The organism is Paenibacillus sp. V4I5, from assembly GCF_030817255.1.
Lineage (GTDB): Bacteria > Bacillota > Bacilli > Paenibacillales > NBRC-103111 > Paenibacillus_E.
The window spans coordinates 7,433,178-7,458,418 of the sequence record NZ_JAUSZB010000002.1; the positions used below are offsets into that span (position 1 = coordinate 7,433,178).

The 25,241-nt window shown below is 44.8% G+C and carries 24 protein-coding genes and 1 riboswitch; of the genes, 19 read left to right on the plus strand and 5 right to left on the minus strand.

Annotated features, from left to right (window positions below):
• Positions 1–47 precede the first annotated feature (47 nt).
• Positions 48–1,058 carry a BadF/BadG/BcrA/BcrD ATPase family protein gene (locus tag QFZ78_RS35350; protein ID WP_307554366.1) on the minus strand — a complete coding sequence of 337 codons (1,011 nt, stop codon included), beginning with the start codon at positions 1,056–1,058 and terminating at the stop codon, positions 48–50.
• 2 nt (positions 1,059–1,060) lie between these two features.
• Positions 1,061–2,356, minus strand: a complete 1,296-nt coding sequence (locus QFZ78_RS35355; protein ID WP_307554368.1) for a 6-phospho-beta-glucosidase — start codon at positions 2,354–2,356, stop codon at positions 1,061–1,063.
• Between the two features lie 244 nt (positions 2,357–2,600).
• Between QFZ78_RS35355 and QFZ78_RS35360 the strand changes: the two genes are divergently transcribed.
• The 14 genes from QFZ78_RS35360 (at position 2,601) to QFZ78_RS35425 (ending at position 18,397) form a co-directional block, all read left to right on the plus strand.
• Positions 2,601–3,467, plus strand: a complete 867-nt coding sequence (locus QFZ78_RS35360; RefSeq protein ID WP_307554369.1) for a MurR/RpiR family transcriptional regulator — start codon at positions 2,601–2,603, stop codon at positions 3,465–3,467.
• Between the two features lie 180 nt (positions 3,468–3,647).
• Entirely contained in the window at positions 3,648–4,562 is a 915-nt protein-coding gene (murQ, locus tag QFZ78_RS35365) for an N-acetylmuramic acid 6-phosphate etherase (protein ID WP_307554371.1), read from the plus strand.
• A gap of 68 nt (positions 4,563–4,630) precedes the next feature.
• Positions 4,631–6,073 (plus strand): ABC transporter substrate-binding protein, encoded by a 1,443-nt coding sequence (locus QFZ78_RS35370; protein WP_307554373.1) that lies wholly within the window; start codon positions 4,631–4,633, stop codon positions 6,071–6,073.
• A gap of 100 nt (positions 6,074–6,173) precedes the next feature.
• Entirely contained in the window at positions 6,174–7,079 is a 906-nt protein-coding gene (locus QFZ78_RS35375) for a carbohydrate ABC transporter permease (protein WP_307554375.1), read from the plus strand.
• Positions 7,080–7,095: 16 nt separating this feature from the next.
• Positions 7,096–7,956, plus strand: a complete 861-nt coding sequence (locus QFZ78_RS35380) for a carbohydrate ABC transporter permease (RefSeq protein WP_307554377.1) — start codon at positions 7,096–7,098, stop codon at positions 7,954–7,956.
• Between the two features lie 34 nt (positions 7,957–7,990).
• The gene (locus QFZ78_RS35385) at positions 7,991–8,959 is read left to right on the plus strand and encodes a GNAT family N-acetyltransferase (RefSeq protein ID WP_307554379.1); all 969 of its coding nucleotides are present in this window, start codon (positions 7,991–7,993) and stop codon (positions 8,957–8,959) included.
• On the plus strand, positions 8,960–9,667 hold the full coding sequence (locus tag QFZ78_RS35390; protein ID WP_307554381.1) for a PIG-L deacetylase family protein: 708 nt from the start codon (positions 8,960–8,962) through the stop codon (positions 9,665–9,667).
• A 214-nt stretch (positions 9,668–9,881) separates the two neighbouring features.
• The gene (locus QFZ78_RS35395; protein ID WP_307554383.1) at positions 9,882–11,021 is read left to right on the plus strand and encodes an exo-beta-N-acetylmuramidase NamZ family protein; all 1,140 of its coding nucleotides are present in this window, start codon (positions 9,882–9,884) and stop codon (positions 11,019–11,021) included.
• 75 nt (positions 11,022–11,096) lie between these two features.
• Positions 11,097–13,277, plus strand: coding sequence for a helix-turn-helix domain-containing protein (locus QFZ78_RS35400; protein WP_373461090.1), 2,181 nt, complete (start codon positions 11,097–11,099; stop codon positions 13,275–13,277).
• A 199-nt stretch (positions 13,278–13,476) separates the two neighbouring features.
• On the plus strand, positions 13,477–14,400 hold the full coding sequence (locus QFZ78_RS35405) for an ABC transporter permease (protein ID WP_373461091.1): 924 nt from the start codon (positions 13,477–13,479) through the stop codon (positions 14,398–14,400).
• 13 nt (positions 14,401–14,413) lie between these two features.
• On the plus strand, positions 14,414–15,274 hold the full coding sequence (locus QFZ78_RS35410) for a carbohydrate ABC transporter permease (RefSeq protein WP_171693527.1): 861 nt from the start codon (positions 14,414–14,416) through the stop codon (positions 15,272–15,274).
• Positions 15,275–15,341: 67 nt separating this feature from the next.
• On the plus strand, positions 15,342–16,910 hold the full coding sequence (locus QFZ78_RS35415) for an extracellular solute-binding protein (protein ID WP_307554386.1): 1,569 nt from the start codon (positions 15,342–15,344) through the stop codon (positions 16,908–16,910).
• Positions 16,911–16,966: 56 nt separating this feature from the next.
• A complete protein-coding gene (locus tag QFZ78_RS35420; RefSeq protein ID WP_307554388.1) occupies positions 16,967–18,022 on the plus strand; it encodes an amidohydrolase family protein in 1,056 nt (351 codons plus the stop codon).
• Between the two features lie 15 nt (positions 18,023–18,037).
• Positions 18,038–18,397, plus strand: a complete 360-nt coding sequence (locus tag QFZ78_RS35425; protein WP_307554390.1) for a Rieske (2Fe-2S) protein — start codon at positions 18,038–18,040, stop codon at positions 18,395–18,397.
• Positions 18,398–18,560: 163 nt separating this feature from the next.
• Here QFZ78_RS35425 and QFZ78_RS35430 read toward each other — a convergent pair whose 3' ends face one another.
• From QFZ78_RS35430 to QFZ78_RS35440, 3 genes are all read right to left on the minus strand, one after another.
• Positions 18,561–18,806, minus strand: a complete 246-nt coding sequence (locus tag QFZ78_RS35430) for a hypothetical protein (protein ID WP_307554392.1) — start codon at positions 18,804–18,806, stop codon at positions 18,561–18,563.
• Positions 18,793–19,557 (minus strand): ParA family protein, encoded by a 765-nt coding sequence (locus tag QFZ78_RS35435; protein ID WP_171648781.1) that lies wholly within the window; start codon positions 19,555–19,557, stop codon positions 18,793–18,795. Before QFZ78_RS35435 ends, QFZ78_RS35430 begins: the two co-directional genes overlap by 14 nt.
• A 440-nt stretch (positions 19,558–19,997) precedes the next feature.
• A complete protein-coding gene (locus QFZ78_RS35440; RefSeq protein WP_307554394.1) occupies positions 19,998–20,360 on the minus strand; it encodes a response regulator in 363 nt (120 codons plus the stop codon).
• A 111-nt stretch (positions 20,361–20,471) separates the two neighbouring features.
• Positions 20,472–20,560, minus strand: a riboswitch (cyclic di-GMP riboswitch).
• A gap of 316 nt (positions 20,561–20,876) precedes the next feature.
• Here QFZ78_RS35440 and QFZ78_RS35445 point away from each other — a divergent pair.
• The 5 genes from QFZ78_RS35445 (at position 20,877) to QFZ78_RS35465 (ending at position 25,233) form a co-directional block, all read left to right on the plus strand.
• A complete protein-coding gene (locus QFZ78_RS35445) occupies positions 20,877–21,224 on the plus strand; it encodes a hypothetical protein (RefSeq protein WP_057306268.1) in 348 nt (115 codons plus the stop codon).
• 263 nt (positions 21,225–21,487) lie between these two features.
• Positions 21,488–22,588: an ABC transporter substrate-binding protein gene (locus QFZ78_RS35450; protein ID WP_373460424.1), complete on the plus strand. Its 1,101-nt coding sequence runs from the start codon at positions 21,488–21,490 to the stop codon at positions 22,586–22,588.
• A 70-nt stretch (positions 22,589–22,658) separates the two neighbouring features.
• Entirely contained in the window at positions 22,659–23,591 is a 933-nt protein-coding gene (locus QFZ78_RS35455; RefSeq protein ID WP_307554398.1) for a nucleoside hydrolase, read from the plus strand.
• Between the two features lie 27 nt (positions 23,592–23,618).
• Positions 23,619–24,440, plus strand: a complete 822-nt coding sequence (locus QFZ78_RS35460) for an ABC transporter permease (protein ID WP_307554400.1) — start codon at positions 23,619–23,621, stop codon at positions 24,438–24,440.
• A gap of 4 nt (positions 24,441–24,444) precedes the next feature.
• Positions 24,445–25,233 (plus strand): ABC transporter permease, encoded by a 789-nt coding sequence (locus QFZ78_RS35465; RefSeq protein WP_056839164.1) that lies wholly within the window; start codon positions 24,445–24,447, stop codon positions 25,231–25,233.
• Positions 25,234–25,241: the final 8 nt, after the last annotated feature.

The window sequence follows — 25,241 nt, forward strand, 5'->3', positions numbered from 1 at the left end:
ATGGCAAGATTGTTGCCTTCTCATTTTTTGTTTGCTGTCCAAATAGCTCATTGACGTTCGAGTTGTTCTACCGCCTCAATCACTTTCAGACGAGTATCTATATTCACTGGATGACCATAGGCTAGTTCCAGTGCCCATAGGACTGCGCCAGTTGCAGGTGGGACTTTTAGAAGGATGTAATGGCAGCTGTGATTGGTCAAGTTTGCAATATGATTTTTGAAATTTTGGAGCAGCAGAGGACTTTCAGCTTTGACCCAAACGGAGCCTGCCAGAATGATATCGACTTCATGGTCAAAATCCAGATTGTGCATACAGCCGACCGTGGAGTTGGCCAGTTGTTTGGCCGTATTATCAAGAATATTCATAGCTACGGAATCCCCGTTATCTGCCGCGGAGAACAGGATTTGCACCAGCTTGGTGGTGGGACTTGTTCGCTTCTGAATGCCGTTCAAGGCGTATTCAATGAACAGTTCTTTACCGGGTATTTGCAGCAGCTTTATGACGGGTTCAGTCATCCCGGTTTCCGGCCCCATACGGTAGTAAAAGTCATATACCGCCCGAAGTACTTTTCTGGCTAGAAAGAACCCCCCAGCTTCATCACCAGATAGCTCGCTGCCAACACCGCCTACTTGAAGGCGCTTTCCACTTGGAGAAATACCGCCAGTAGAGGAGCCCGAGCCATTAATGGAGCAAATGCCGAAGCCCTTTTCACTGCCAGCTTTAACACCCAGGAATGAGTCGTTGTCCATGGCATAGTGTGTAAAGCCGATACGCTCAATGACGTGGCATAAATTTTCCTTCTGGGATGGAATGTCCGCACCAGCTAATCCGAAGGCACCGGCTGCAATATGATCCATGGTTAACTGATTGCGCGTCAGCAAATGCTGAATATTTTCATTCATGATTCTGAATGAGCTCAAGTATGCGTCGGGGAACTGCTCGTGACTGCATGTACCTGTGTGAATATGGTCTATAAAGTTCCCTTGGATATCAAATAGAAAGTAGTCCGTTTTACTATTTCCGCCGTCGACACCGATAATGTAGTTTTTATCAATCATGACTACTTCTCTTTAGCGAAAAACTGCGGCAGGTAGTCTCTGTGGGCTTCCTTCAACTCATTGAAGCAGTGATGTGCGGCATCGTAGTCACCGACCAATGGATTCATTAAAAGGGCACGCATGGCGGCATCTTCGCTGCCGTTCACTGCAGCTGCCACGGTTTCACGCTCATAGGCTTTGACCATACGCATATAATCAATGATATGTTGATTATTGAAATCTTTCACTTTGATCGGTGTGGCGCCACTTTTACCAATAACAGCACAAACTTCAACCGCATCGGAGTCTTCCATGAAATCTAATGCTCCGTTGTTAAGAAGGTTGACAACGTGTACCTCTTGTTTGTCGTTATAGATGGCATCGACTAAACTGATGGCCACTTCCGAATAATTGGCACCGCCGCGAGTAGAAAGCAGTTCCGGCTTTGAATGCAGCTCGGAATCCAAGTAGATGTTTAGCAGCTCCTCTTCGATCTGTATACATTTCTCGCCTCGTGTTAATTCGCTTTCTTTCAGCAATTTTAGCTTCTTCTCTTTGAAGTAATAATATTCCAAATAAGAAGAAGGTATGGCTCCCACCATCTGAACGACCTCTTTACTGAATCCGCTTGAAGGAATATTCTTCATCGCTTCACTGTTAAGTCCCATATCAAGTGCCGTTTTCACATAATCCTTACCATCTTGTTCAATAGATGTAATCCAGCTTAAATGGTTAAGTCCAACATAGGTGAAGTTAGCATGGTCTAATTGCAAGGTTTCACGAATGCTCTTGAACATGTTGAAAGGGACATTACACAGACCTAGCATTTTCACCTTGGAATGATTAAGCATAGCTTCTGTAATGATGCCAGCTGGATTGGAGAAATTGATGAGCCAAGCATCCGGACACAGTTCTTGCATACGGTTGGCAATATGAAGCATAACGGGAATGGTGCGCATGGCTTTGAAAAATCCACCGATTCCGCAGGTTTCTTGCCCGATTAAATCGTATTTGAGAGGAATAGTCTCGTCGAGTACGCGGGCAGGCAGCTTACCCACACGAATTTGTGATAACACAAAATCCGCATCCCGCAGCGCTTCATCCAAGTTTTCGGTTAAGATAACTCGACAAGGAATACTCGCTGCCTCTATCATGCGTTCACAGAGTTTGCCTACAATTTCGAGCTTTCTTGCATCAATATCCATGAGTACTAGTTCATCTATTGGTAATACGTCTTTTCGCTTAATCATTCCTTCAATCAATTCTGGGGTGTAGGTGCTTCCTGATCCAATAATCGCTATTTTCAATTTTTTAGTCATCCATGTATTCACCCTTCCTAATTCAGCTCAATCTCGCTGCTATTATAGCATCGCCTTCAGAAACGCTGCAATATAAATTGGAATTTAATTTCACTTTGAGAGATTTATATTGAAAATAAATTTCTTACCTTACTACTCAAAATTGTATATTATTTTAGATATTAATCTTGTTTTTTTGAGCAAATATACGTATGATGAGATTAAAATTTTAGCTCAGAGAAAATAGGGTGAACAGGGAATATATATGTCAATTAATGATAATATTTTAATAAAGATTCGTGATATGAAAGACAGCCTAACTCCTGTTGAGAAGTTGGTAGCCGAGTACATTTTGGAGAACTTAGAGGAAATCCCGCATCTTTCGATTAAGAACCTTGCCGGGCTGACGAAGACCAGTGACGCATCCGTTCTTCGTTTCTGTAAAACGATGGGGTATAAAGGTTACCGGAACTTTATTGTAAGCATCTCAGCTTCAATTGGATCTATGGATGATGATGAGAAGAACCAGTACACCGATATACAACCAGGGGATGATCTATCCGTCATTATCTCTAATATTTCTCGCAATAATAGTAAATCTATTGAGGACACGCTCAGTGTTATTGATAAAAATGAAATAGCCCGTGCTGTAAAAGTCCTGCGTGAAAGCAACCGTATTGCATTTTTCGGAATCGGTGCTTCCGGTCTGGTCGGTATCGATGCGGAGCAGAAATTTTCACGGATTAACAAGATGTGCCATACCTACACGGACGGGCACAGCCAACTTACGGCTGCTACACTGCTGGACAAAAGTGATGTGGCCATCTTTATATCGAATTCCGGCAGTACGACGGAAATTCTCGATTCACTCGAAATAGCCAAAAAGAATGGCGCATGCATTATTGCCATTACCAAATATAATAAAAGCGAGTTAGCAGATAAGGCGAATATCGTCTTGAGCATCTCTACACCAGAGGTAACTATCAGAAGCGGTGCCATGGGATCGCGAATTGCCATGCTGACGGTAATTGATATTCTTTTTGCTGGTGTAGCCAGTGCGGAATACAAGAAAGTGAAGAAATATTTAGCTAAAACGCACGATATTATCGCCAGCAGTAAACATCGTAAATAAAAAGTCAAAGACAACGCCTTAGCCAGATAAAAGGTCGTTGTCTTTTTTTTGTTGTAAAATAAAATAAAAAATCAAAAGTTTATTGTGAAAAGAAATAAAATTTCAAAAACTATTGACCATCATGAAATTTTTCGCTAGTATGAAATTAGAAATTGAAACAAACAGGATAGGAGGATGGCTATGGATGAGTATCTGTCGAGGTTGACTACGGAAGAGATTAACGAGAAAACACTGATTATGGATGAATGTACAACGGAACAAATGCTGCGTTTAATGAATGAGCAGGATGCTGAAGTTCCCGCTGCAGTGGGAGCAGAAATACCGCAAATTATGAAAGCGGTTGATATTTTACATCATGTTCTTAAAAACGGTGGCAGAATGTTCTACGTAGGGGCTGGATCTTCTGGCAGACTCGGTGTGCTCGACGCTTCTGAATGTCCTCCTACTTTTGGTATTGACCCCATGCTGGTGCAAGGTCATATCGCCGGCGGCGATGGGGCGCTAAGAATTGCAGTTGAAGGTTTTGAGGATAACGCGGAGGAGGGGATCGCACTCATAGAACGGTGCGGTGTGACAGACAAGGATGCCGTTATCGGAATTACGGCCAGTGGAAGCGCACAATTCGTCATTGCCAGTTTGAAAAGAGCAAAGGAAATTGGCGCAGCAACGATCGGCGTAGTGAATAACAAAAATTCGAAACTAGAGCCTGTCTGTGATGTATGTATTGCGCCAGTGGTTGGGCCGGAAGCGATAATGGGATCTACCCGATTGAAAGCGGGGACAGCACAGAAGCTGGTTCTTAACATGCTGACGACCTGTACGATGGTGAAGCTTGGAAAGACGTATAACAACCTTATGGTAGACATGAAGGCAAGCAATATCAAATTGTATGATCGTTCTGTTCGTATCATTAGAGCAGCAACAGGGGTAGATGAAAAGAGCGCTATTGCCCATCTGGAAAGCGCTTCCATGAATTGCAAATTAGCGATTATGATGATAAAAACCGGTTTGGATGCAGCGGAGGCAGAACGAGCATTGAATCAATGTGACGGCCGTTTGAAAACAGCCATACGTACTTTTAGCAAAGTTGTTTGAAATACTTAATATAAAAAGGAGAGACTTTGAGCAACGCTCAAAGATCCCTATAATGGAGGTCTATTTTCATGAAAAGAAAAATGCCCGTATTAGCATCTGTTGTAGCTTTAACCATGGCTTTAACAGCTTGTGGTGGTACTTCCGGCACGAAAGCAACAACTACACCAGCAGGCACGCCTGCTCCAGCGGCTACTGCCGGCGCCTCAACAGCTAAAGACACCATTACAGCTTTGCTGCCGCCAGTTTCACCAAACTACCAAAAGACTTTCGAACAAATGTCCAAAGACTTTACGGCATTGTATCCGAATCTGACTTTGAAAATCGAACCGGCAAGCTGGGAAGATATGAAGCAGAAATTGGATACGCAAGTGAATGCGGGCAGCCCGCCAGATATTGCTTTCGGAGGCTCTGATGGCATCCCTAAGTATCTGCAGCAAGGTTTGCTCATGGACATCACGGATTCAGCTACTCCTGAGATGATTAACGATTATGAGAAAGCTCCGCTTGAATACATGAAGAACGGCAAAGGACTTTACGGCTTCCCGGCGTACATGGAAGTTCATGCACTTGGCGGCAACAAAGCGTACCTGGAAAAGGCCGGCATCGATTGGAAGAAAGTACAAACGAGCGGCTGGACATATGATGAATTCCGTCAAGCAATCAAAAAAGGCCTCGTAACTGAAAACGGCAAAACACGCTATGGTTTCGTGTTCGCTGTTAAAGGCGTTGCAGCCGTTGACTACTTGGGTATCATGGCTAAAAATGCGGGCATGCCTCATGCGTTTAATAAAGATTTGAAATATGCGTACACTAGCAAAAATTACCTAGGTCTTCTGAAAGATCTTCGTGCGTTGATCGATGACGGCTCCATGCCGAAAGAGCTTAGCTCTGTAGATGCTGGTAAGCGTTGGAACATGTTCCTGACAGGCCAAACGATGATCACAGGTAAAGGTCTAGCCGTATTTGAGAATTCCGCTAAAACCAATAACGCAAAGCTTAAAGCAGCTGATGCAAGTGCTGTAAAAGATTCCATCCCGGTTGATTATGTGGTATTGCCGGCCCCTACTTTCCAAGGAGCAAAACCATCATTCGCTACTGTCGTTGACGGTTACATGACGTTCCGCGGTAAAAAGGAACCTACGGCTGAGCACAAAGCGAATGTCGTAAAAGCTGCTTACTTCTTAGCTAGCGGTAAAAATGCTGCAGCAACAAACAGTGATCTGTTCTCTGCTCACATTACGCAAAGCGGTAAAAAAGCGGCTGAAAGCATGAAAATTGACAGAAGCCCTGAGAACATCGCTGCTGTTGACTACATGCTGAAAAATGCAACACCGGCTCGTTCGGATATCCCGACAGAACTGGGTGCTAAAGCGATTAAATTGGAAACTGAAGTTATCGTGCCTAAGTTCCAAGGTTTGATCGCAGGTGAAATTACTCCTGAAGCGATGTATGAAGCTGTGAAAACCGCTGCGATTGCCGCATTTGGCGCAGACGGCGTTGTGAAAGATTAATCATAAGTTGTAAACCTCGGATAGTCGTGATGCTTGTTACACGGCTATCCGAACTATTTTAATCCGAGTTTTTTGAAACGGGGTTTGGGGGTTAGACAGTATGGCAACGAATATCGCTAAACCGATAAAAAGAAAAGGAATCAAAGGAGAAGGTGCCCCAGGATATGCATTCATTGCCGTCGCTTTAGTTGTTTTTGCGATGTTCACGGCGTATCCGGTCGTAAGTGCATTTATCATTAGTCTCCAAGAATATAAACCTCTTGGTTCCACGTATGTTGGGTTCGACAATTATGTCTCTACGGTGAAGGATGCTTTATTTTGGCAAGCAATGCGCAATACCGTCGTCTATACGCTTTTGACAGTACCTGTCAACTTGTTATTGTCCATGGTGATTGCGATTATGATTCTGCCGCTTAGGAAAAAAACGCAGGGCTTTTTCAAAGGAGTCTATTACTTACCTGTTGTTGCTTCAGGTGTTGCTTTATCCGTCGTATGGCTTTGGATCTTCGATCCAATGGAAGGCGGAATTTTAAATCAGTTCATTCATTTCTTTGGCATTACCAATCAGAACTGGCTCGGCTCAAGCAAAACGGCGATGTTTTCATTGGTTCTGATGTCCTGGTTGTCCAGTCATGGCACAAGCATTATCATCTACCTGGCCGGTCTACTCGGCATTGATGATACGTATTACGAGGCAGCTGAAATGGACGGAGCGAACTTTTTTCAAAAGCTGTGGCACATCGTTGTTCCTTCTTTGAAACCAGCTACGTTATTTCTTTTGGTGACGGGTGTTATCGGTTCTTTCCAAGTGTTCCAGAACGCTTACTTGATGACTGGCGGCGGTCCGAACAATGCCACTACGATGGTTGGTCTACTGATTTTCAATAATGCATTTACTTATTTTGAATTCGGTAAAGCTGCGGCGCAATCGCTGATTCTAGCTGTTATTATCGCGGGAATTTCGGTTATACAGTTCAAATATGCAGGAAAAGACGTCGAGTATTAAGAGAGGGGTATAAAAAATGGCTTTATACAGCAATCATGCAGGAAAACCTAGAGTAAAAACCATTCGAAATTCAATCATTTTTATATTCCTTCTACTTTTTGCTTTGGCGACGATATTTCCGATTTATTTCATGGTCATTTCATCCTTTGCTGATCCGGTTGAGGCCGGAGCGGTGAGCTATTCCATTTTACCTAGCAAATTTACATTCGCTTCCTTTAAATTTTTCTTTGATTACAGTGAGTATTCGTATCGTTGGATTTTGAACTCACTGATCGTCGCGACCACCGTGATGGTGTCCAATGTTATTTTTGCGAGCATGGCTGGTTATGCATTTTCTAAACTTCGTTTTAAAGGGAGAGGCGTGCTGTTTGCCGTACTGCTTGTCTCCATGATGATTCCTTACCAAGTTACGCAAGTACCTTTGTATATTCTGGTTGTTAACGTGTTCGAGCTGCAAAATACGTACAGCGCGTTAATTATGCCGGGTATTGTTACTGTATATAATATTTTTCTGGCTAAACAGTTTATGAGCAGCATCCCGAATGAGATTATGGAAAGCGCCAAGATCGAAGGGTGCAGTCAGTTCACGATCTATTGGAGAATCATTCTGCCTTTGTCCAAAACCGTGCTTGCCGTCATGGCGATTCTAACGTTTATGGACAGCTGGAACACATTCTTCTGGCCGCTTCTTGTCACCAATACGATGGATATGCAGACGATTCAAGTGGGATTGAAAAACTTCCGCTTCGCCAATACGACGTTTATCGCGCCGATGATGGCGGGTGCTACGATCTCTGCACTGCCGATGTTTATTCTTTTCTTCAGCTTGCAAAAGTACTTCTTAGAAGGTGTAACGGTTGGAGCGGTGAAGGGCTAGTACTAACCGCGCATGGGGGAGGTATTACTTCAGCATGATTGTGTCATGGGATCAACAATATCGTCAGGCGGTTATTGACTTATGGAATGAAGAAGCCGTGAAAGAAGGCTACAAGGAGCTTACCGAACAAACCTTTGAGCGTATCTTCACGGCCAACACTTATTTTGATAGTCAAAATGCTTTTGTGTTACTGGAACAAAATGAAGTCAAAGGCTTTGCCTGCGGCTGCACAGGGGATGATCTGCCGCTTGGGGAAGTGGCGGGATACATCACCTGCATTGTTTTAGCCGATGATTTCCAAACAGATGAGAATTATCAAGGCATGCTAGATGCTTTGGAGCGTCGCTTTCAGCAGTTGGGAAAAAAACAAGGTGATGCCTTATTTTTTAATCCGATGTTATTGCCGTGGTATATACCGGGGACACCGAAGCATGAGCATAACAATGCGCCTGGCGTGCCGATTGAAAGTAAATTGTATACGTTTTTGCTGCAGGCAGGGTATGTGGAACGCGCTAAAGAGTGCGCCATGTATTTGAAGCTGGACAGTTTCACCATACCAGGGGATATCAAAGCCAAGGAAAGCAAGGCGGCAGTCGATGGCTACACGGTGGAATTGTTCGACCCGAAAAAGCATGACGGCGTGGATGAAATGCTGAATGGATTTAATAATCTTTTATGGCAGAGGGAAATCGGGCAAAGCACGGCAGAGGGTGTGCCAGTGGTGATTGCTGCATATAAAGGCAAGGTAATTGGATTTGCAGGTCCGGTCATTCGTCAAGACAACGGCCGGGGCTATTTCGCCGGAATCGGTGTCATTCCCGAGCATGAGGGACACGGTCTGGGCAGCATCCTTTTCTTTAAGCTGTGTGAAGCTTTTCGTTCAATCGGGACCGAATACATGTCGCTTTATACGGGCAGTTCGAATCCGGCTATCCGCATCTATGAGAAGGCAGGCTTTACAACCGTCAAACAATTTTCTGTCATGAGAAGGGAGTTTGTGTGAATGAGCGAGCAAAAGTTAACGATTCTAGCCATCGGTGGCCATGTTGGTGACGCCGAATTAACGGCAGGGGGGGTACTTGCAAGTCACTCTTTGAAGGGGGACCGCATTGCAACCCTAGCGTTGACAGCTGGCGAACGCGGCGTCCCGGCAGGACAAGATATGGCTGAATATCGCGTGCAGAAAGTGAATGAGGCGAAAACCTTTGCCGAGATGCTGGGCGGGGAAGCGTTCATATTCGACGATATTCCTGACGGCGAGCTGCAGGATAATCAAGAAATGCGTTTTCGCGTTTGCGATATCATTCGTCAAGTTCGTCCCAACGTCATTATTACGCATTGGAAGAACAGCATGCACAAGGATCATATGACAACGCACCGTATCGTCAATGATGCCCGCTATTTTGCCGCCTTGCCGACGTTTGAGCGGGAGCTTCCAGCACATTTTGCACAGAGGTTGTATTATGCCGAGAACTGGGAGGACGCCGTCGACTATCGTCCGTATGTGTATGTCGACTACGATCAAGAAGCATTCGATCTATGGGTGAAGGCTGTTTCCACGCATTGGTTCGTAACCGGCAGCAAGTCGTTCAAGTATTTGGAATACTACAAGCATTTGATGAGAGTCCGCGGCCTTGAAGCCAGAAAAGAATATGCACAAACCTTCATGATTCCAGAAGAAAATATGCGTGTTCTCAAAACTGAATTATAAGAATAAAATCAACCTCTATACGCGGCTGCTCATTCATAAATGGCCTCGTTAGAGGTTTTCTCAACTTTGCGTTGGGGTAAACCGAAGATGACCTTCAAATTGATTGAACATATTCGTCCCGGACGTTGCGTACATAGTAACAAACTTAACAAAAACACTCGCCACCGGCGAAATAATGCGTTTTTCTTTATCAAATAAAATTTGGGAGGCAGTTATGATCAGAAACGGTATCGATTGCATTGGGCAGTACACTCATCTATTTAAAGGGAAACGTTTGGGACTCATTACAGCACCTACCGGCTTAAACAATGACTTCGTATCCACGATTCAAATTTTGCATGAGAATTTCAATCTAACAGCTCTGTTTTCACCGGAACACGGTGTGCGTGGAGATCAAGCAGCAGGCGCCTTGATAGAAACGTATCTGGACCCGATCACACAGGTGCCGGTATACAGCTTGTACCGTAAGGATTCCAAGCGCATGAGTCAGGAAATGCTGGATGAGGTAGATATGGTCGTCTATGATATTCAGGACGTGGGCACACGATACTACACGTTTATTTATACGATGCTATATGCGCTGGAAGATTGTGCGAAAGCAGGCAAGCCATTTGTCATTTTGGACCGGATCAACCCGTTGGATGGGGTGACGGTAGAAGGTAACATTTTAAAGCAGGATTATCAATCTTTTGTTGGTAATTATCCACTTTGTGTGCGTTACGGTCTGACTGTCGGTGAGGTGGCCACCATGGCTAACGATCAGATGAACTGGCAATGTGATCTGCATGTGATACGTGCCCAGGGCTGGGAGCGAAAGATGCAGTTCACTGATACCGGTCGACACTGGGTGATGCCCTCTTTGGGGATTCCTCGGTTTGACACCGCATTACTGTATCCCGGCACTTGCATATTTGAAGGCACCAACATGTCTGAAGGAAGAGGAACCACAGTTCCTTTTGAAATTGTAGGAGCTCCGTTCATCGACGCTCAACAACTGGCGGATGAGATGAACAGTAAGAAACTGCCTGGGGTCGTTTTCCGTCCGGTCTATTTTAAACCGACCTTTTCCAAATTTCAGGGAGAGTCATGCAGCGGCGTTCAGCTTCATATACTGGATACCCGATCGATTCGTCCTTTGGAGACAGCTATCACACTGATGTATACCATTAAGCGTAACTATGAGCAATTTTCTTTCCTGCCACCTTTTAAAGAGGGATCCAGGCCTTTTATTGATTTATTGTGCGGGGATAAGGTGTACCGTGAAGATCCATTAGATGTTTCGGTGTTGTTGGAGCAATTTCGGGACGAAAGTCGGGAATTCGCGCAGATGAAACAACAGTATCATCTCTATTAAGGAAATTTGAGAACGCGACAAGCTAGTTATTCGTAATGCCATCACTGCGAACGTTACAGGGGGCGGGAGGCGATCGTGTTGAGCATTTCTAAGGTACATAAGTTCCGATTCGCCCTTTTTTGGCGGCTTTTTACCACCTATTTCATCGTTATTCTCATGCCGGTTATTGTTGCCAGTTTGATGGCACATGTTCTGGTGGTCCGTACGATCGAGAAGGATGCAGAGAAGCTCAACGATGTCATCATAAGCCACTTTTCCAAGCAAACGGACACCGCATTAGATTCGCTCAAGACAAATATGATTAACATGCTCAGCTCTTCCAATTTAACGAGTCTGCTCCGTACTGTGGACGATTCGCGTGAAAACCAACAGCGTGCGGAGCAGCTTTATTCTCTCAGAGAGCAGTTGATGAAGCTTCAATCCGATAAATTGGTTTCAAAGGTATTCTTATATTTTGTGAATCACGATCTGGTTGTCGATGTCGATATTTATACGGACAAAGGGTATTACTTTGATTTCACATATCCGCTTGACGAGAAGCAGAGAAAGGCGTACCTGTCCCATTTTACAGGCAAAAAAATGATGGACTTTACCGATCCGAGTACAATCGGCATGTCCGCCTTAATGAGCTATCCGTTTAACAGCGTTAAGCCCGATGTGTATTTGGTTGTCGATTTCGCTGAGGACAAGGTCAAAGAGCAGATCAGTATTCCGGAAAAATGGGTGACAGGAACGGCAATTGCGAGCAGCCAAGGTCTCATCATGAATCAGGTTGGTTTGACAGAGAAGGAAGCGAAGGCGGTGCTGGAACATACACGCGCAAATTCCAAGGGGTCTCAATTTCTCATTACGAGCGAAGTCGCAATGTCATTTGTGAAATCTAGCTTCGACGATTCGTGGTATTACGTGAGCATCGCGGATCTGCGTACCCTGATGAAGCCAGCGTACATCACACGGGTGATTAGTTGGGCGTTTCTCGTCTTTTTCCTCGTGGTGGGCAGCTTCGTGTCCTACTATTTAAGCCGTCGCGTCTATCGTCCGATAAAGGAAATTACGGAAGAAAATAAAGAGCTGTCCCAAAGGGTGAGTGGGATGTTCCCCGTCCTGCAGGAGCTTTTCGTAACCAAGATTCTGCTGGGCGAATATCGGGACGCACTGTCCATTGAATATTATGCGAAGGAAATCGAGTTTACGTATAACAAGAACGCGATGCGCACGGTTCTCTGCATTGCGTTTCACTACAATTCGCCCGCCTATGAACGGCTGTCTGAGACGTCGAAGTCTTTCTTATTCATGGAACTCAAAGAACGCATAGTCAAATCGTCGCCATCGCTGGTCTGGCTCTGCCAAACGAAGCCGGATGTGATGGCGTGTGTGGTGCTGCATGACCCGTTTCTGCACTTCGGAGCCGAGGAGGCCGCGAACATTGTCGGTCTCTTGCTGGAACCGTACAGCGAATACTTTAAAGCGACGATTGGAATCGGGATTACGGTGAACGCTACCGAGGAGCTGCATGAGTCGTATAAGCTCGCGTTGTCCGTGCTGCAGAATCGCGGACTTGATTCCGATGTGGAGATATGCCGTGGACCGAATGTAGGGGATCGAACGCAGTGGGAAAGCTTCTTATCCGTTCAAGATGTCAACCGTATCTTCAACCAATTCAAGACGCGGGAGTATGATAAGCTGCTGCAATCTGCATTTGATATGCTTGAAGTGGGAATACGCAAGAATGCCACTGCCATCCAGGTTAAATATTTATGTACCGACGTTCTCAACACATGGATCCGCGCAGTAGAAACCGAGCATAACGATTTTAACGTACCGTTCTATTCTGACCTGTTCGAGCGGCTCAATCGTTGTATGACGTGGGATGAACTGAAAGTCTGTTTCCAGGACATTCACAGTGTCTTATTTCGGACTGAGGAGCCTGATCAGCGTGCAAAGCAGTTTTCAGAGATTTTGGACTATATTCATGAGCATTATAATGAGGAGCTTTCGATCGAATATTTCGCTGGGCTCTTGAACATGTCGAACGGCCACTTCAGCCGTACCTTCAAAGAAGAAGTTGGAGAGAAGTATGTGGAGTATATTGCGAAATACCGGCTGATGAAGGCGAAGCAATTTTTGCTGGAAACGGACATGAAAATCGATGACATTGCGGAGAAGGTAGGTTACTGGGGACGCAACTCGTTTATCCGAACGTTTCGTAAATATGAAGGGATTACGCCAGCGAAGTATCGCACGATTAACCATTGAACGAACAGAGACTTCATTTTTTCCGAAGTCTCTTTTTTTTCATCCGATCTCCCGAAATGACCTGGAATCCTAGGAAACCAGCGTCTGCAAAAAAAGAGACTTCCGTAATTATGCAATCTTTACGGGGCAGTCCTAGCTTTGTATAGTTAGGCCATTAACTCAGAGTTATAAGTGTTATGAGTAAATGGGGGTGGGTGATATGGTGCCGCAACGAAATGTTATGTGGTACATGTTGAAGAAACATAGAGCGCTATATCTATTAATGCTGCCGGGAGTTTTGTACTACATCATTTTCAAATATGTGCCTATGTATGGCATCATCATCGCGTTTCAAGACTATTCGATCGGTAAAGGCATTTTAGGCAGTAAATTTGTAGGCTTGAAGCATTTTATCGAATTCTTCTATGTAAATCCCGACTCCTGGAAGCTGATCCGCAATACCGTCATGCTCAACGTGTACGATTTGCTGTTTCATTTTCCAGCACCGATCATTTTGGCCATTCTGTTTCACGAGCTTAAGAACAAAACGTTTAAACGAATTGTACAAAGCATCAGCTACATGCCGCACTTCTTATCAACGGTAGTCATCGCCGGCATTCTCGTCACGTTTCTGTCTCCGCAAACCGGGATCATCAATTTCATTCTTGTCAAAATGTCCGGAATGGAGCCGATTCTATTCCTAGGGCTACCGAATTGGTTTCGGACGATCTACGTCAGCTCCGAAGTTTGGCAAAAAATCGGCTGGGGGACGATTCTGTATCTGGCTGCAATTGCCGGCATCGATCCAACTCTTTATGAGGCCGCTAAAATGGATGGGGCGAACCGCTACCAACAGATGCGACATATTACCTTCGTTGGCATGGTGCCCGTCATGATCATCCTGTTCGTTCTTACGCTTGGCCATTTTATGGAGACCGGATTCCAAAAAATATTGCTGCTTTACAATTCCATGAACTATGAAACATCGGATGTCATCAACACATTCGTGTATAGGCGCGGTATCTTGGATGCGGATTTCAGCTTCGCCACAGCCGTCGGGTTATTTCAGTCGGTGATCGGCCTTATCCTCGTCATCGCCGCTAACAGGATCGCTAGAAAATATTCAGAAACGAGCTTGTGGTAAAGGAGGAACCCTTTTGAAAATCAAACAATCGATGGCTTCAAGGGTATTTGATACCTTCAACTATGTGATCATGATCCTTCTGATGATCGTTATGGTATACCCGCTGGTTTATGTATTCAGCGCTTCGATCAGTGATAACGCTCTCGTATCGAGCGGGGATGTGCTCATCTTTCCTAAGGGGGTAACGCTTATTGCCTATAAGCAGTTGGTGAGCAATCCGGATCTATGGATCAGTTACTGGAATACGATCCGTTATACGATCGTTCATGTGATACTAACCTTGCTCGTAACCTCGGCTATGGCGTATCCGTTGGCGAAGAAATGGCTGCCCGGCCGCAGAATCATTCTGATGATGGCCGCTTTTACGCTGCTGTTTAGCGGCGGTATGATTCCAACGTTTCTCGTTGTGCAAAAGCTAGGGATGTTGAACTCGATTTGGGCAATCGTCCTGCCTTCCTTGATCAGCACGTGGTACTTGTTCATCATGCGTACGTTCTTTGAGGCATTGCCGGAGGAGCTTGAAGATGCAGCAACGATCGACGGCTGCTCCTCGTTACAAGTGCTGCTGCGTATTGTGCTTCCGCTATCCATGCCAGTATTAGCGACAATCGGCTTATTCACAGCTGTGAATCAGTGGAACGCTTTCTTCGATGCACTCATTTACTTGAACGACCGTTCGATGTACCCGCTGCAAATTATGCTCCGGAACATTCTTGTGGCCGGTACTACAATTCAGGCTGAAGGCGATCTGAGCCTGCTCCAAACGATGAAGTACGCCATCATCATGATCGCTACGCTCCCGATCCTATGCGTTTATCCGTTCATCCAGAAATACTTCGTGCAGGGAACTATGATCGGCGGCATCAAAGGATAGTTCTAGATTCCCCCGGAATCTAACGCTATAGAGGGATACTTTTTTACCACGATAGGGAGGTTTTCAGATGAAAAAAAGAACTGTCGCAACAGGATTGACTACGGTTATGCTCATTAGTTTGGTCGCAGCAGCCTGTTCGAGCCAACCGAAGGATACTCCTGCGGCCGGAGAAACGAAGAAACCAGACGAGTCCAAGAAGGCGATCACATTCACGTGGCTGGCTTACGACCGTCCAGAAGGAAAAGTGCGCCAGGACTGGGACATCTTCAAGGAAATCGAAGCAAAGACCGGCGTAAAGGTTGAGTTTCAAGTGGTCAGTCAGGAAGGTTTGAAGGAAAAGAAGCAAATTATGATTGCGACGAACTCAGTCACGGACTTCATCCAGGTAGATACGTTAGAGGGAAGACAGCACGGTCCTGATAAAGTATTTTTGAACTTAAAAGATTACTTGGATAAAGCACCGAACCTAAAGGCGTTCTACGACAAATACCCAGAGGCTAGAGCAGTCGCAACTGGCGTTGACGGCGGTATTTATACCGTTCCTGTCATCGAGGGCGACGCAGAAGGGAAAGGTTTTAACTTCGTCTGGTATACACGCAAGGACGTCATGGATAAGTATGGACTGAAGGCGCCGACTACAGTGGATGAGTTTTATCAGTTCCTCAAAACGCTCAAAGAAAAGCAGCCGGATACTTATCCCCTCATCAATAATGCCATTATTGGCGATACCGGGTTATTTACGACATTCGGCAGAGCGTTCACCGGCATACATGGCTTCTATAACGTCGATCCGGCTACCGACAAATACGCGTTTGCTCCCTATCATAAAGGATATAAGGACTCGCTTGTTTACTTGAATAAATTGTTTAACGAAAAGCTGCTGGATCCTGAATTCTCGATGATTACGCAAGCACAATGGGAAGAGCGGATTCTTAAAGGCAAATCACTCGTGACGTTTTTCTGGAAGGCTGACTTGGAGACGCTTATGGACAAAGGACGTAAAGCGGGTATAGCGGAGTATACACTCGATGCGATTCCACAATTTGCTGCAGACGGTATTAAGAACTACCAATTCTCACGTCCGGTTGTTGGCGCTGCCGGCCGCGCGATCTCGGCTAAGGTGAAAGACAAGGACAGGGCAGTTCAATTTCTTGACTACTTACTGGGAGAAGAAGGATCTAACTACTTATCTCTTGGTATCGAGGGCAAAACGTATACGAAGGAAAACGGCAAATCTGTCTACAACAAGGATTTCGGCGCTTCGCCATTCACGACACTGCGTAAGGATTGGGGCGTTTGGTACGATATGGTTACGCTCGATAATGCCAAATCCCGCGAGGTGTGGGAGCGCGGATTAAGCGACAAGAGCAAGGACATTAACAAGAGATACGAATCGTTCATAATTCCAGCGCCGAAGCAGATCGTCAAGACGAAGGAAGAGCTGGAGCTGGAAAAATCGAAGCTGAACAACCTGAACAAATTCCTCGAGCAGAAGCTGACTGAATTCGTAGCGGGCAAGACGCCGATCAACGATAAGACGTATCAAGAATTTATCGATCAGGCGAAGAAGCTAGGAGCTGACGAACTGTTAGGTATGTACAATGCTGCCTATACCCGCACATACGGCAAGAAGTAATCAATCCGTGCAGCTAGGAGGCAAAGTAACCTATACGCCGGAACGGAGGGGTTCGTATGGCCGAAGACTTCAAGGTCATTGATGTGGATGTCCACAATGAACAGAATGATGTTGACTTGCTGCCTTACCTGGCAGAACCATGGAGGTCACGCGTAGCAGCGACCGGAATCGGGTATGCAGGCTCCGGTTACTATTCGCCAATAGGCGTCATGAAGAAGGACGCTATTCCGGCCAGCGGCGGTAAAGCCGGCTCGGACCCAGACCTCATGATCAAGCAGCTACTTGAGGGCTACAATGTTGAATACTGCGTGTTGACTGGGGTTGTTTACAATATTTCAACGACGCACGACCCTGATTACGCGGCTGTGATTTGCTCTGCCTACAACGATTTTTTGATCGCCGAATGGCTTGGTAAACACAAGGCGTTCAAAGGCGCCATGGCCGTCGCCACACAGGACCCATCTCTTGCCGCGAAAGAGATCGACCGCGTCGGGGGCCATCCCGATATCGTCGAAGTGATGATTTCTAGTGCGGCTCGTGCCCCCCTCGGCCAGCGACAGTATCATCCTATCTATGAGGCTGCGGAGCGGAATGGTCTACCTATTGCGATTCATCCAGGCGCGGAAGGAGGGGGCAGCTCCACGGCACCTACCGCTGCTGGGTATCCGTCCCGTTACATCGAGTGGCACACATGCTTGTCGCAGATGTTCATGGCTCATCTTGTCAGCATGGTATGCGAGGGCGTATTTGAGAAGTTCCCGCGGTTGAAAGTAGTGCTAACCGAGGGAGGTATTGCTTGGCTGCCGCATCTGATGTGGAGGCTGGATAAGAACTATAAAGCGCTCCGCTCTACCGTCCCTTGGCTGAAGAAGCTGCCTAGTCAGTACATTCGAGAGCATTGTTATTTAACTACACAGCCCATTGAGGAACCGGATAATCCGCAGCATTTGATCGATTTGTTCAATATGATTGATGCCGAGAATATGATTCTGTATTCGAGTGATTATCCGCATTGGGATTTCGATTCACCAAGTATGATTCTGCGGAGACTAAAGCCGGAGGCGAAGCGTAAAATCTTTTACGAAAATGCCAAAAGCCTATATAACCTTTAACTCACGGAGGACCTTATGACGGTACATTACGTGCTGGATGCGGACGCTGTCTCCGAAGGCGGTCACGCCGTCGTCACAATCGAGGGGAAGAGCATCGGCATTTACCGGATAAACAATGAATATTACGCTTTAAACAATTATTGCCCCCACCAGGGGGCGCCGATGTGCGCAGGACTCGTATCTGGTACTACGCTCCCTTCGGACGTGTATGAATACGAGTACGGTAAAATGGGCGAAATCATCCGCTGCCCCTGGCATGGCTGGGAATTCGATATTCGAACCGGCAAATCTTTATTCAGCGAAAAGATTTGGGTAAAAACGTATAAGGTGAATGTGCAAGACGGCAAAGTTGGTGTTGATCTGGAAAGAAAGTAGACAACGAGAATAAGCGAAATAGGAGGGATCGAATGGGCTGAAAACTCCTATTCGATCCCCTTTATTCTTTTTGTAACAGGATAGAACTGAATTCATTTAAGTTGCTAATGTTTATTAAAAAATGGCAATTAGAGCAAACTGTTATTTAAATTATCCGAAGGGCCTACTCGACCGGTGGGTTATTTTTATGTCTTCGCATATACTCTTTCACGGCCTCTACCACAACATCAACCATCTTCTTATTCTGTTTCGCGGCGAATATCTTTAACTCAGTATGGAATTGTTCATCGAAATCAAATGTTGCTTTTTTCTTATTTACAGGTTTCTGTATACCTGTATTTACAGTTTCCTGTATTTCTTGACTCCGCCGTTTTCCTAATAACTGTTCAATCGCATCACGCTTGGACACGCTGCTCCAGCTCCTCGACAAAATTTCTATAATTGCTTAATGCCGATGTATCCATATTACTGTATTCCTGTATTCCTGTAATAGAAAACTCCTTGATTCTATTTCTTCGCTTTATTTCCGATCGAAACACAACTCCCTCGTATTCTCTCCTTACCCTATCAATGATTGTTTTATCAATGATTGTTCTAGAATCGATCATTGTTGGCAATATGCCGCATAAAACAAGGTCCAGTTTTTTAACCTCTTTGATGTGAATCATTGTTGCGATGTATCTGTCCAGCGCGTCATAACACATTGGTTCGCATTGTAGCATGACGATTGCATAGTCGGAAGCTACTAAACCATTAATCGTGTGCTCTCCGAGATTTGGAGGTAAATCAATAAGTATGTAGTCGTATCTGGCCTTTACTTTATGTAGTGTATCTCTCAAAATGGTCGAACTCATTGAAGGATTTTGATGGATAAGCATGGGCAGAGTTGCAAGCATTTCATCAGCCGGAATGAAGTGAAGGTTGTAGGTTAACTTGCGGATGTAGGGGGTGGGATTCATGTTTTTACATGCCTCAAAAATAGTCATTTTGGAGTAATCGTGTATATCTCGTTGAGTAAGAAACTGTGTCAAATTGCCTTGGCTATCGAAGTCGACACAGAGAACCTTGTACTTCTTAGAGAGAAGATACCCCGTGATGGCCGTGGTTGTCGTTTTGCCAACGCCGCCTTTTTGATTACCGATTGAAATAATGGCTCCCATAACCCATTCCTCCTTATTTCTGTAAACCTTTATTCCTGTATATAGTTCTACAATAGATCTATTTAAAAGGGGGTCATGCACGGTCAAGTTGAGAGTGTATTCGGCAACCATAGCGCCAGGAATTTCTCTTTCAAATCAATTTTCTGTATATGTATCCATAAGGTCACTTTTCGCCAAAATAATAGGACCTCAACAAAACTACGAATGAACAAAGAATGATTAGAACCACCAGCGGTTTATTCGAAAATCCGATGCCCAAAATATGACAGAAAGTAGATAGAAAGCATATATATCAAACTTTGGAAAAACAGATACATGTAAAACCGTAATCATTAGTAGAGTAAGAATGAATCCGTATCGAAATACATAATCACGGCTAAATAAGTGATGGTCCAAAAAGTTGAATGGCGAGGCATTCAGGTGGAGAGCATTGTGGGCATTCACGAACTCAGTACCTTTTTTACAGCTTCAGCTACCCTGTCTTTATCAAAAGGCTTCACAATAAAATCTCTAGCGCCAAGGGTAATGGCTTCAATAACAAAGGATTGTTGCCCCATTGCGGATACCATAATGATCTTTGAATCGCTCTTGTAACTTTTAATTTCCTTTAATGCCGTAATACCATCCATCTCGGGCATTGTGATATCCAACGTAATCATGTCAGGTGAATGCTGTAAAAAAAGAGAGATGGCCTCAAGTCCATTCGATGCTTCGGCTACAATTTCATGCCCTAATTCTAAGAGGATGTTCTTAATCATCAATCGCATAAAGATAGAATCATCAACAACCATTAGTCTCGCCATATTAATTATCACCTTTCAGAGGGACTTTCTACCTAGCTATTTACTGTTATAGAACATAAGGAAAACTCCCCTTAAAAGAAGAATAAGGGGAGTTGTGGATATATCCCTTCCTTCGGTAACTGGCAAGCATAGCGAAGTATTTCGCCTTAGCTCCTTTAGCTTTGCGTCACTAATTTTCATTAGCTTTGCTCTTATCGTTTAGCAGAAGAATTACTATGTATTCTAAAGTATAGCACTCTTAATACTAGTAATAAAGTACTAGTATTAAAAGTTTCAGCGAGGCAGCCCTTGATTTATGTTAACCAAGATGAGTTATGCTGCCCGAATCCGTCGCGAATATCAAGCAATATTTGTAAGACATTCGGGAAATTGGATCATTTAGATGTGTTATAGGTAAATAATGCCCGATTTCAGTGAGAAAGACGAACGATTCTCTTGATTAATTCTGAAATCCTATGTATTATTAAGATAGATTTTAACGCATAAGGGTTGATAATTGATCTTGAAGGTGATTCCATGCCACAACTAGATTCTAATGAATACAAGAAGAAGCTGTGTCACCTCTATAACGAAATCTCCAAAGAGTTGTTTGGGTTTGGCACAACATTGCTGAAGGTTTCAATTGATCAGAATATTATTACTTTTCATGCCAAGCACCGCCGCTCACCGCGTTCAACTGCATTGGAAGGCGAGGCGCCAACGCTCAAACACGAAGTCGATTTTTATATGTCCTCTATATACAAGAAGAGAATCCGGGACAGGCTGGAGCAAGAACTGGGCTTATCCATGGATGCGGTATTAAGGGATTATGATCCGCCGACGCAATGGGCAATAACGAACATTATTCTTAAACAAACCGAATAGTTTAGTCGAAGGTGTTCTCTTTTGATTTATCTTAAGAGGAAACCACATGTATACCAATAGATGTCACTTTGCATTGTTTACAATGAAGAGTGCTCTTGATTAGAAGCTTCTTTCTATCAAGGGTACTTTTCTTTTTTTTTTGTATAGCTGGATTTAAGGCGAAACGCGCATATTTCTGGGGTCATGAAGAATACTAGTAAAAATTTAACAGGGGATTCACGCATTAAAATTATACATGATAAAACTTGGGAGGACGATGAATGATGAGACAAAAAATGGTTCGTGGTTTAATTTCTTTATCTGTAGTAGGACTAGCCTTAACAGGTTGCGGCACGAAGGACCAGGGTAATACAAGTGGAGCTACGACAGCACCCACAGCAGCTGCCACAGCGGCATCCAAAGGGGAACCTACAACTTTAATCATTTCCACCTGGGGTTTTGCGGATGATTTCTTTAAGAAAGAAGTGTACGCGCCGTTTGAGAAGGAGCATAATGCCAAGATTGTTCTGGAGATAGGAAATAACGCAGAACGTATGAACAAAGTGAAGCAGGGCAGCTCGAGTGTGGATCTCATTTATTTATCTGACTATTACGCACAACAAGGAATTGAAGCGGGACTGTTCGATAAGATCGACCGCAGTAGGATTCCGAATTTGAAAGACATTTATGATCTGGCCAAGGCGCCGCTGGGTGAAGATTATGGTCCAGCCTACACGGTAGGTCGACTAGGCATTGCTTACAATCCGAAAGCAACAACCAAAGAAATCAAGTCATGGAGCGACCTATGGAGTCCAGAACTCTCCAAAAAGCTGACACTTCCTAACATCACGGGGACAACTGGCCCAATGGTCTTGGATGCAGCATCTGTCGTTGCTGGAAATGCTACGTTTAATGAGGATCAAGCTTTTGCAAAAATTAAGGAGTTGAACAAAGGAGTCGTTAAATACTACGGCCAAACCTCCGAATTCGTAAACATGTTCGCACAAGGGGAAATTGCTGCTGGTCCTATCATGGAAATGTACGTGAAGGATTTGAAAGCAGCTGTGCCAGAAACGAAGTTCGTCTCCCCGCAAGAAGGAGCTTACGCCGTAATGAACACGGTCAACGTGATTAAAGGAAGTAAAAACAAGCAGCTGGCTGAGGATTTCATCAACTGGCATTTGAGCAAGGAAGTACAGGAGAAATCAGCGAAAGCGAAAGTAGATTCACCTGTAAACACAACACTTCAGCTTTCGCCTGAAGAAGCTACAGGGATTACCTATGGCGCAGACGTGGTGAATAAACTTCGCAAATTGGATATGAAATTCGTCAATCAGAATCTCAAAGCATGGATTGCCCGCTTCAACAAGGAAGTTGCTCAATAAATAAAATCAATCAAGGGTATATGCTTATATACCCTTGATTTCTTCAATAGGACTTAAAGGGGGCTTAGTCATGAAAAAGAAGGTCATCCTAGATGTAGACACGGGTGTGGATGATGCGCTAGGTATTCTTTTGGCCATTCGCAGCGGAGACATGGATGTTCTCGGAATTACAACCGTGAATGGCAACGTTTCTCTGGATCAAGCGACCAAGAATACATGTAAGATCCTCCAACTGCTTGGGATGGAAGAGAAGATTCCGGTCGTTAAAGGGGCAGACAAGCCTTTGATGCGAGCTTCTCACTTTGAGCATCATGTCCATGGCAATGACGGGCTTGGCGGCGCTTTAAGCGATATGCCGGTTCATATGCAGACGACCGCTGGACATGCCTCCGATTTTATCGTGGAACAAGTACGGAAGCACGCCGGAGAAGTCACGTTGGTTATGACCGCGCCGTTAACGAATCTGGCATTGGCGGTTATGAAGCATCCTGATCTGATTCATCAGGTCAAGGAAGTCATTGTGATGGGGGGCGTCGTTCAAGGCTTCGGCAATGTAACGCCCACGGCGGAATACAATATGTTTGTCGATCCGGAAGCCGCGAAGATCGTTTTCCAGGCAGGTTTTCCATCCTTAACCCTTGTAGGATTGGATGTGACGCGTAAAGCGCTGCTGACCGATGAACATATCCGTGAGCTCGGAGATTCTCCCATAGCCCGCTATGTTCAGGAAAGCACCGCGAATTATATGAAGCGTTACTATGAACGTAACGGAGTTCGGGCCTGTGCGCTTCATGATCCACTTGCAGTCGGAGTGGCTCTGAATAAACAGTTGGTCACGACACGCCATTATTACGTTGATGTCGAAACCCGAAGCGAGCTGTGCGACGGACAGACCGTATGCGATTTCCAGAACCGCTTGTCCAAAGAGGCTAATGTTCATGTGTGTACGGATGTATCGGCTGACGAATTCCTCCAGCTTTTTATACACGCCTTGCGTGCCTAGCGAACCCAGGAACAGGAGTAAAGCTACATGAAAAAAACGTACTTATTTTTATTATTGCTACCGGGACTACTGTTCCTGACGATTTTCATGGTGATACCGATCTTTCTCACGATAGGTTCAACCTTTTTCGATAAAGGGACGTTTACGCTGGGAGGGTACTTAAGTTTCTTTAAAGACCCTTATTTTCTCAAGATCGTGTGGACGACGCTGCGTGTCAGCTTGGTAACCACCCTATTTTGCATATTGCTTGGATTTCCTGTGGCTTACTTCATCTCCAAACAGAGTCCGAGACAAAAGGCGATCTTACTTGCATTAGCTATTTTCCCGCTGCTTACGAGCTCGGTTGTCAGGTCGTTCAGCTGGATGATTATTTTAGGTAAAAAAGGGCTGCTTAATAATGCCTTGATGGCCATTGGTATCATCCAAGAGCCACTCAATATTTTGTATACACCAGCTGCGATGATGATTGGTCTTCTCCATTTGTTTCTTCCGCTCATCATTATTACGTTGGTCGGTGTTCTTGAGAATATAGATCCGGATCTGATCAAAGCGGCGGAGAGCTTGGGAGCTAACCGATTTACGGCTTTCGTCAAGGTCATCGTTCCGCTTAGTGTACCGGGATTAATTATAGGCAGTATCCTTGTATTTGTCGGAAGTTTAACAGCTTATACGACACCGGCTTTGCTCGGAGGCAAGCAGCGGGTCATTTCAACATTCCTCTATCAGAATGCGATTACTCTGAACGATTGGTATCTCGCCTCCGTCATTGCCGTGATTATGATCGTGATCACCTTCGTGGTTATTGCGCTTATGAACAAACTGGCTACTAAATTAAATCCGAAGGGGTAGAAGTATGCGGGAGAAGAATCGAGGACTGGCCTTATTTACGCTTCTTGTCTACATGTTCTTGCTCGGGCCGCTCGTCATTATTGCATTTGCTTCATTTGAGCCAGGGAGTGTATTGAAATTCCCACCGACAGGATTCTCATTGAAATGGTATCGCAACATTTTGGAAGTCAAGATGTTCATGACGACCGCGGGTACCTCGGTTATTGTATCGATGATCGGTAATTTGTTTGCACTGCTGCTTGGTATCCCAGCGGCTTATGCGTTAAGCCGGTTTGAGTTTAAGGGGAAAGGGGCGCTTAATGCGATTTTTATTTCCCCTGTGCTTATTCCAGGTATCGTGCTTGGGTTTACGATGCTCAAGTACCTTATCGTCACCTATCACCTGCCGATCTATGCAGCTTTGCTGATTGGGCATACCGTGATTATGCTTCCTTTTATTATCCGCGTCATTGCATCAAGCTTATCGAATTTTGATTTTGCAATTGAGGAAGCTGCGTTAAGTCTTGGTGCCGGTCAGCTTAAAACCTTTTTCAAAGTGGTCCTACCGAACATCAAATCCGGTATTATCGCAGCCATTCTTATTGCATTTTTAGAATCATTTAATAATGTCGACATCTCGGTCTTTATGACGGGTCCCGGAGTCAGTACGCTGCCCATACAGATGCTGACATATGTGGAGAATCATTTTGACCCTACAATTGCCGCTATTTCTGTCTTACTAATGCTCTTCACTGCCGTACTTATGTTCATCATTGAACGGTTGATGGGTTTATCCTACTTCACCAAACGATAACGGAGGCT

Excerpts from the sequence above, each read along its gene's own strand:
- QFZ78_RS35370 (WP_307554373.1), top strand. The coding sequence starts at position 4,631 with ATGAAAAGAAAAATGCCCGTATTAGCATCTGTTGTAGCTTTAACCATG.
- QFZ78_RS35360 (WP_307554369.1), top strand. The coding sequence starts at position 2,601 with ATGTCAATTAATGATAATATTTTAATAAAGATTCGTGATATGAAAGAC.
- QFZ78_RS35350 (WP_307554366.1), bottom strand. The coding sequence starts at position 1,058 with ATGATTGATAAAAACTACATTATCGGTGTCGACGGCGGAAATAGTAAA.
- QFZ78_RS35380 (WP_307554377.1), top strand. The coding sequence starts at position 7,096 with ATGGCTTTATACAGCAATCATGCAGGAAAACCTAGAGTAAAAACCATT.
- QFZ78_RS35390 (WP_307554381.1), top strand. The coding sequence starts at position 8,960 with ATGAGCGAGCAAAAGTTAACGATTCTAGCCATCGGTGGCCATGTTGGT.
- QFZ78_RS35395 (WP_307554383.1), top strand. The coding sequence starts at position 9,882 with ATGATCAGAAACGGTATCGATTGCATTGGGCAGTACACTCATCTATTT.
- QFZ78_RS35440 (WP_307554394.1), bottom strand. The coding sequence starts at position 20,360 with ATGGCGAGACTAATGGTTGTTGATGATTCTATCTTTATGCGATTGATG.
- QFZ78_RS35405 (WP_373461091.1), top strand. The coding sequence starts at position 13,477 with ATGGTGCCGCAACGAAATGTTATGTGGTACATGTTGAAGAAACATAGA.
- QFZ78_RS35355 (WP_307554368.1), bottom strand. The coding sequence starts at position 2,356 with ATGACTAAAAAATTGAAAATAGCGATTATTGGATCAGGAAGCACCTAC.
- QFZ78_RS35435 (WP_171648781.1), bottom strand. The coding sequence starts at position 19,557 with ATGGGAGCCATTATTTCAATCGGTAATCAAAAAGGCGGCGTTGGCAAA.
- murQ (WP_307554371.1), top strand. The coding sequence starts at position 3,648 with ATGGATGAGTATCTGTCGAGGTTGACTACGGAAGAGATTAACGAGAAA.
- QFZ78_RS35455 (WP_307554398.1), top strand. The coding sequence starts at position 22,659 with ATGAAAAAGAAGGTCATCCTAGATGTAGACACGGGTGTGGATGATGCG.
- QFZ78_RS35420 (WP_307554388.1), top strand. The coding sequence starts at position 16,967 with ATGGCCGAAGACTTCAAGGTCATTGATGTGGATGTCCACAATGAACAG.
- QFZ78_RS35425 (WP_307554390.1), top strand. The coding sequence starts at position 18,038 with ATGACGGTACATTACGTGCTGGATGCGGACGCTGTCTCCGAAGGCGGT.
- QFZ78_RS35415 (WP_307554386.1), top strand. The coding sequence starts at position 15,342 with ATGAAAAAAAGAACTGTCGCAACAGGATTGACTACGGTTATGCTCATT.
- QFZ78_RS35385 (WP_307554379.1), top strand. The coding sequence starts at position 7,991 with ATGATTGTGTCATGGGATCAACAATATCGTCAGGCGGTTATTGACTTA.
- QFZ78_RS35450 (WP_373460424.1), top strand. The coding sequence starts at position 21,488 with ATGAGACAAAAAATGGTTCGTGGTTTAATTTCTTTATCTGTAGTAGGA.
- QFZ78_RS35465 (WP_056839164.1), top strand. The coding sequence starts at position 24,445 with ATGCGGGAGAAGAATCGAGGACTGGCCTTATTTACGCTTCTTGTCTAC.
- QFZ78_RS35375 (WP_307554375.1), top strand. The coding sequence starts at position 6,174 with ATGGCAACGAATATCGCTAAACCGATAAAAAGAAAAGGAATCAAAGGA.
- QFZ78_RS35460 (WP_307554400.1), top strand. The coding sequence starts at position 23,619 with ATGAAAAAAACGTACTTATTTTTATTATTGCTACCGGGACTACTGTTC.
- QFZ78_RS35445 (WP_057306268.1), top strand. The coding sequence starts at position 20,877 with ATGCCACAACTAGATTCTAATGAATACAAGAAGAAGCTGTGTCACCTC.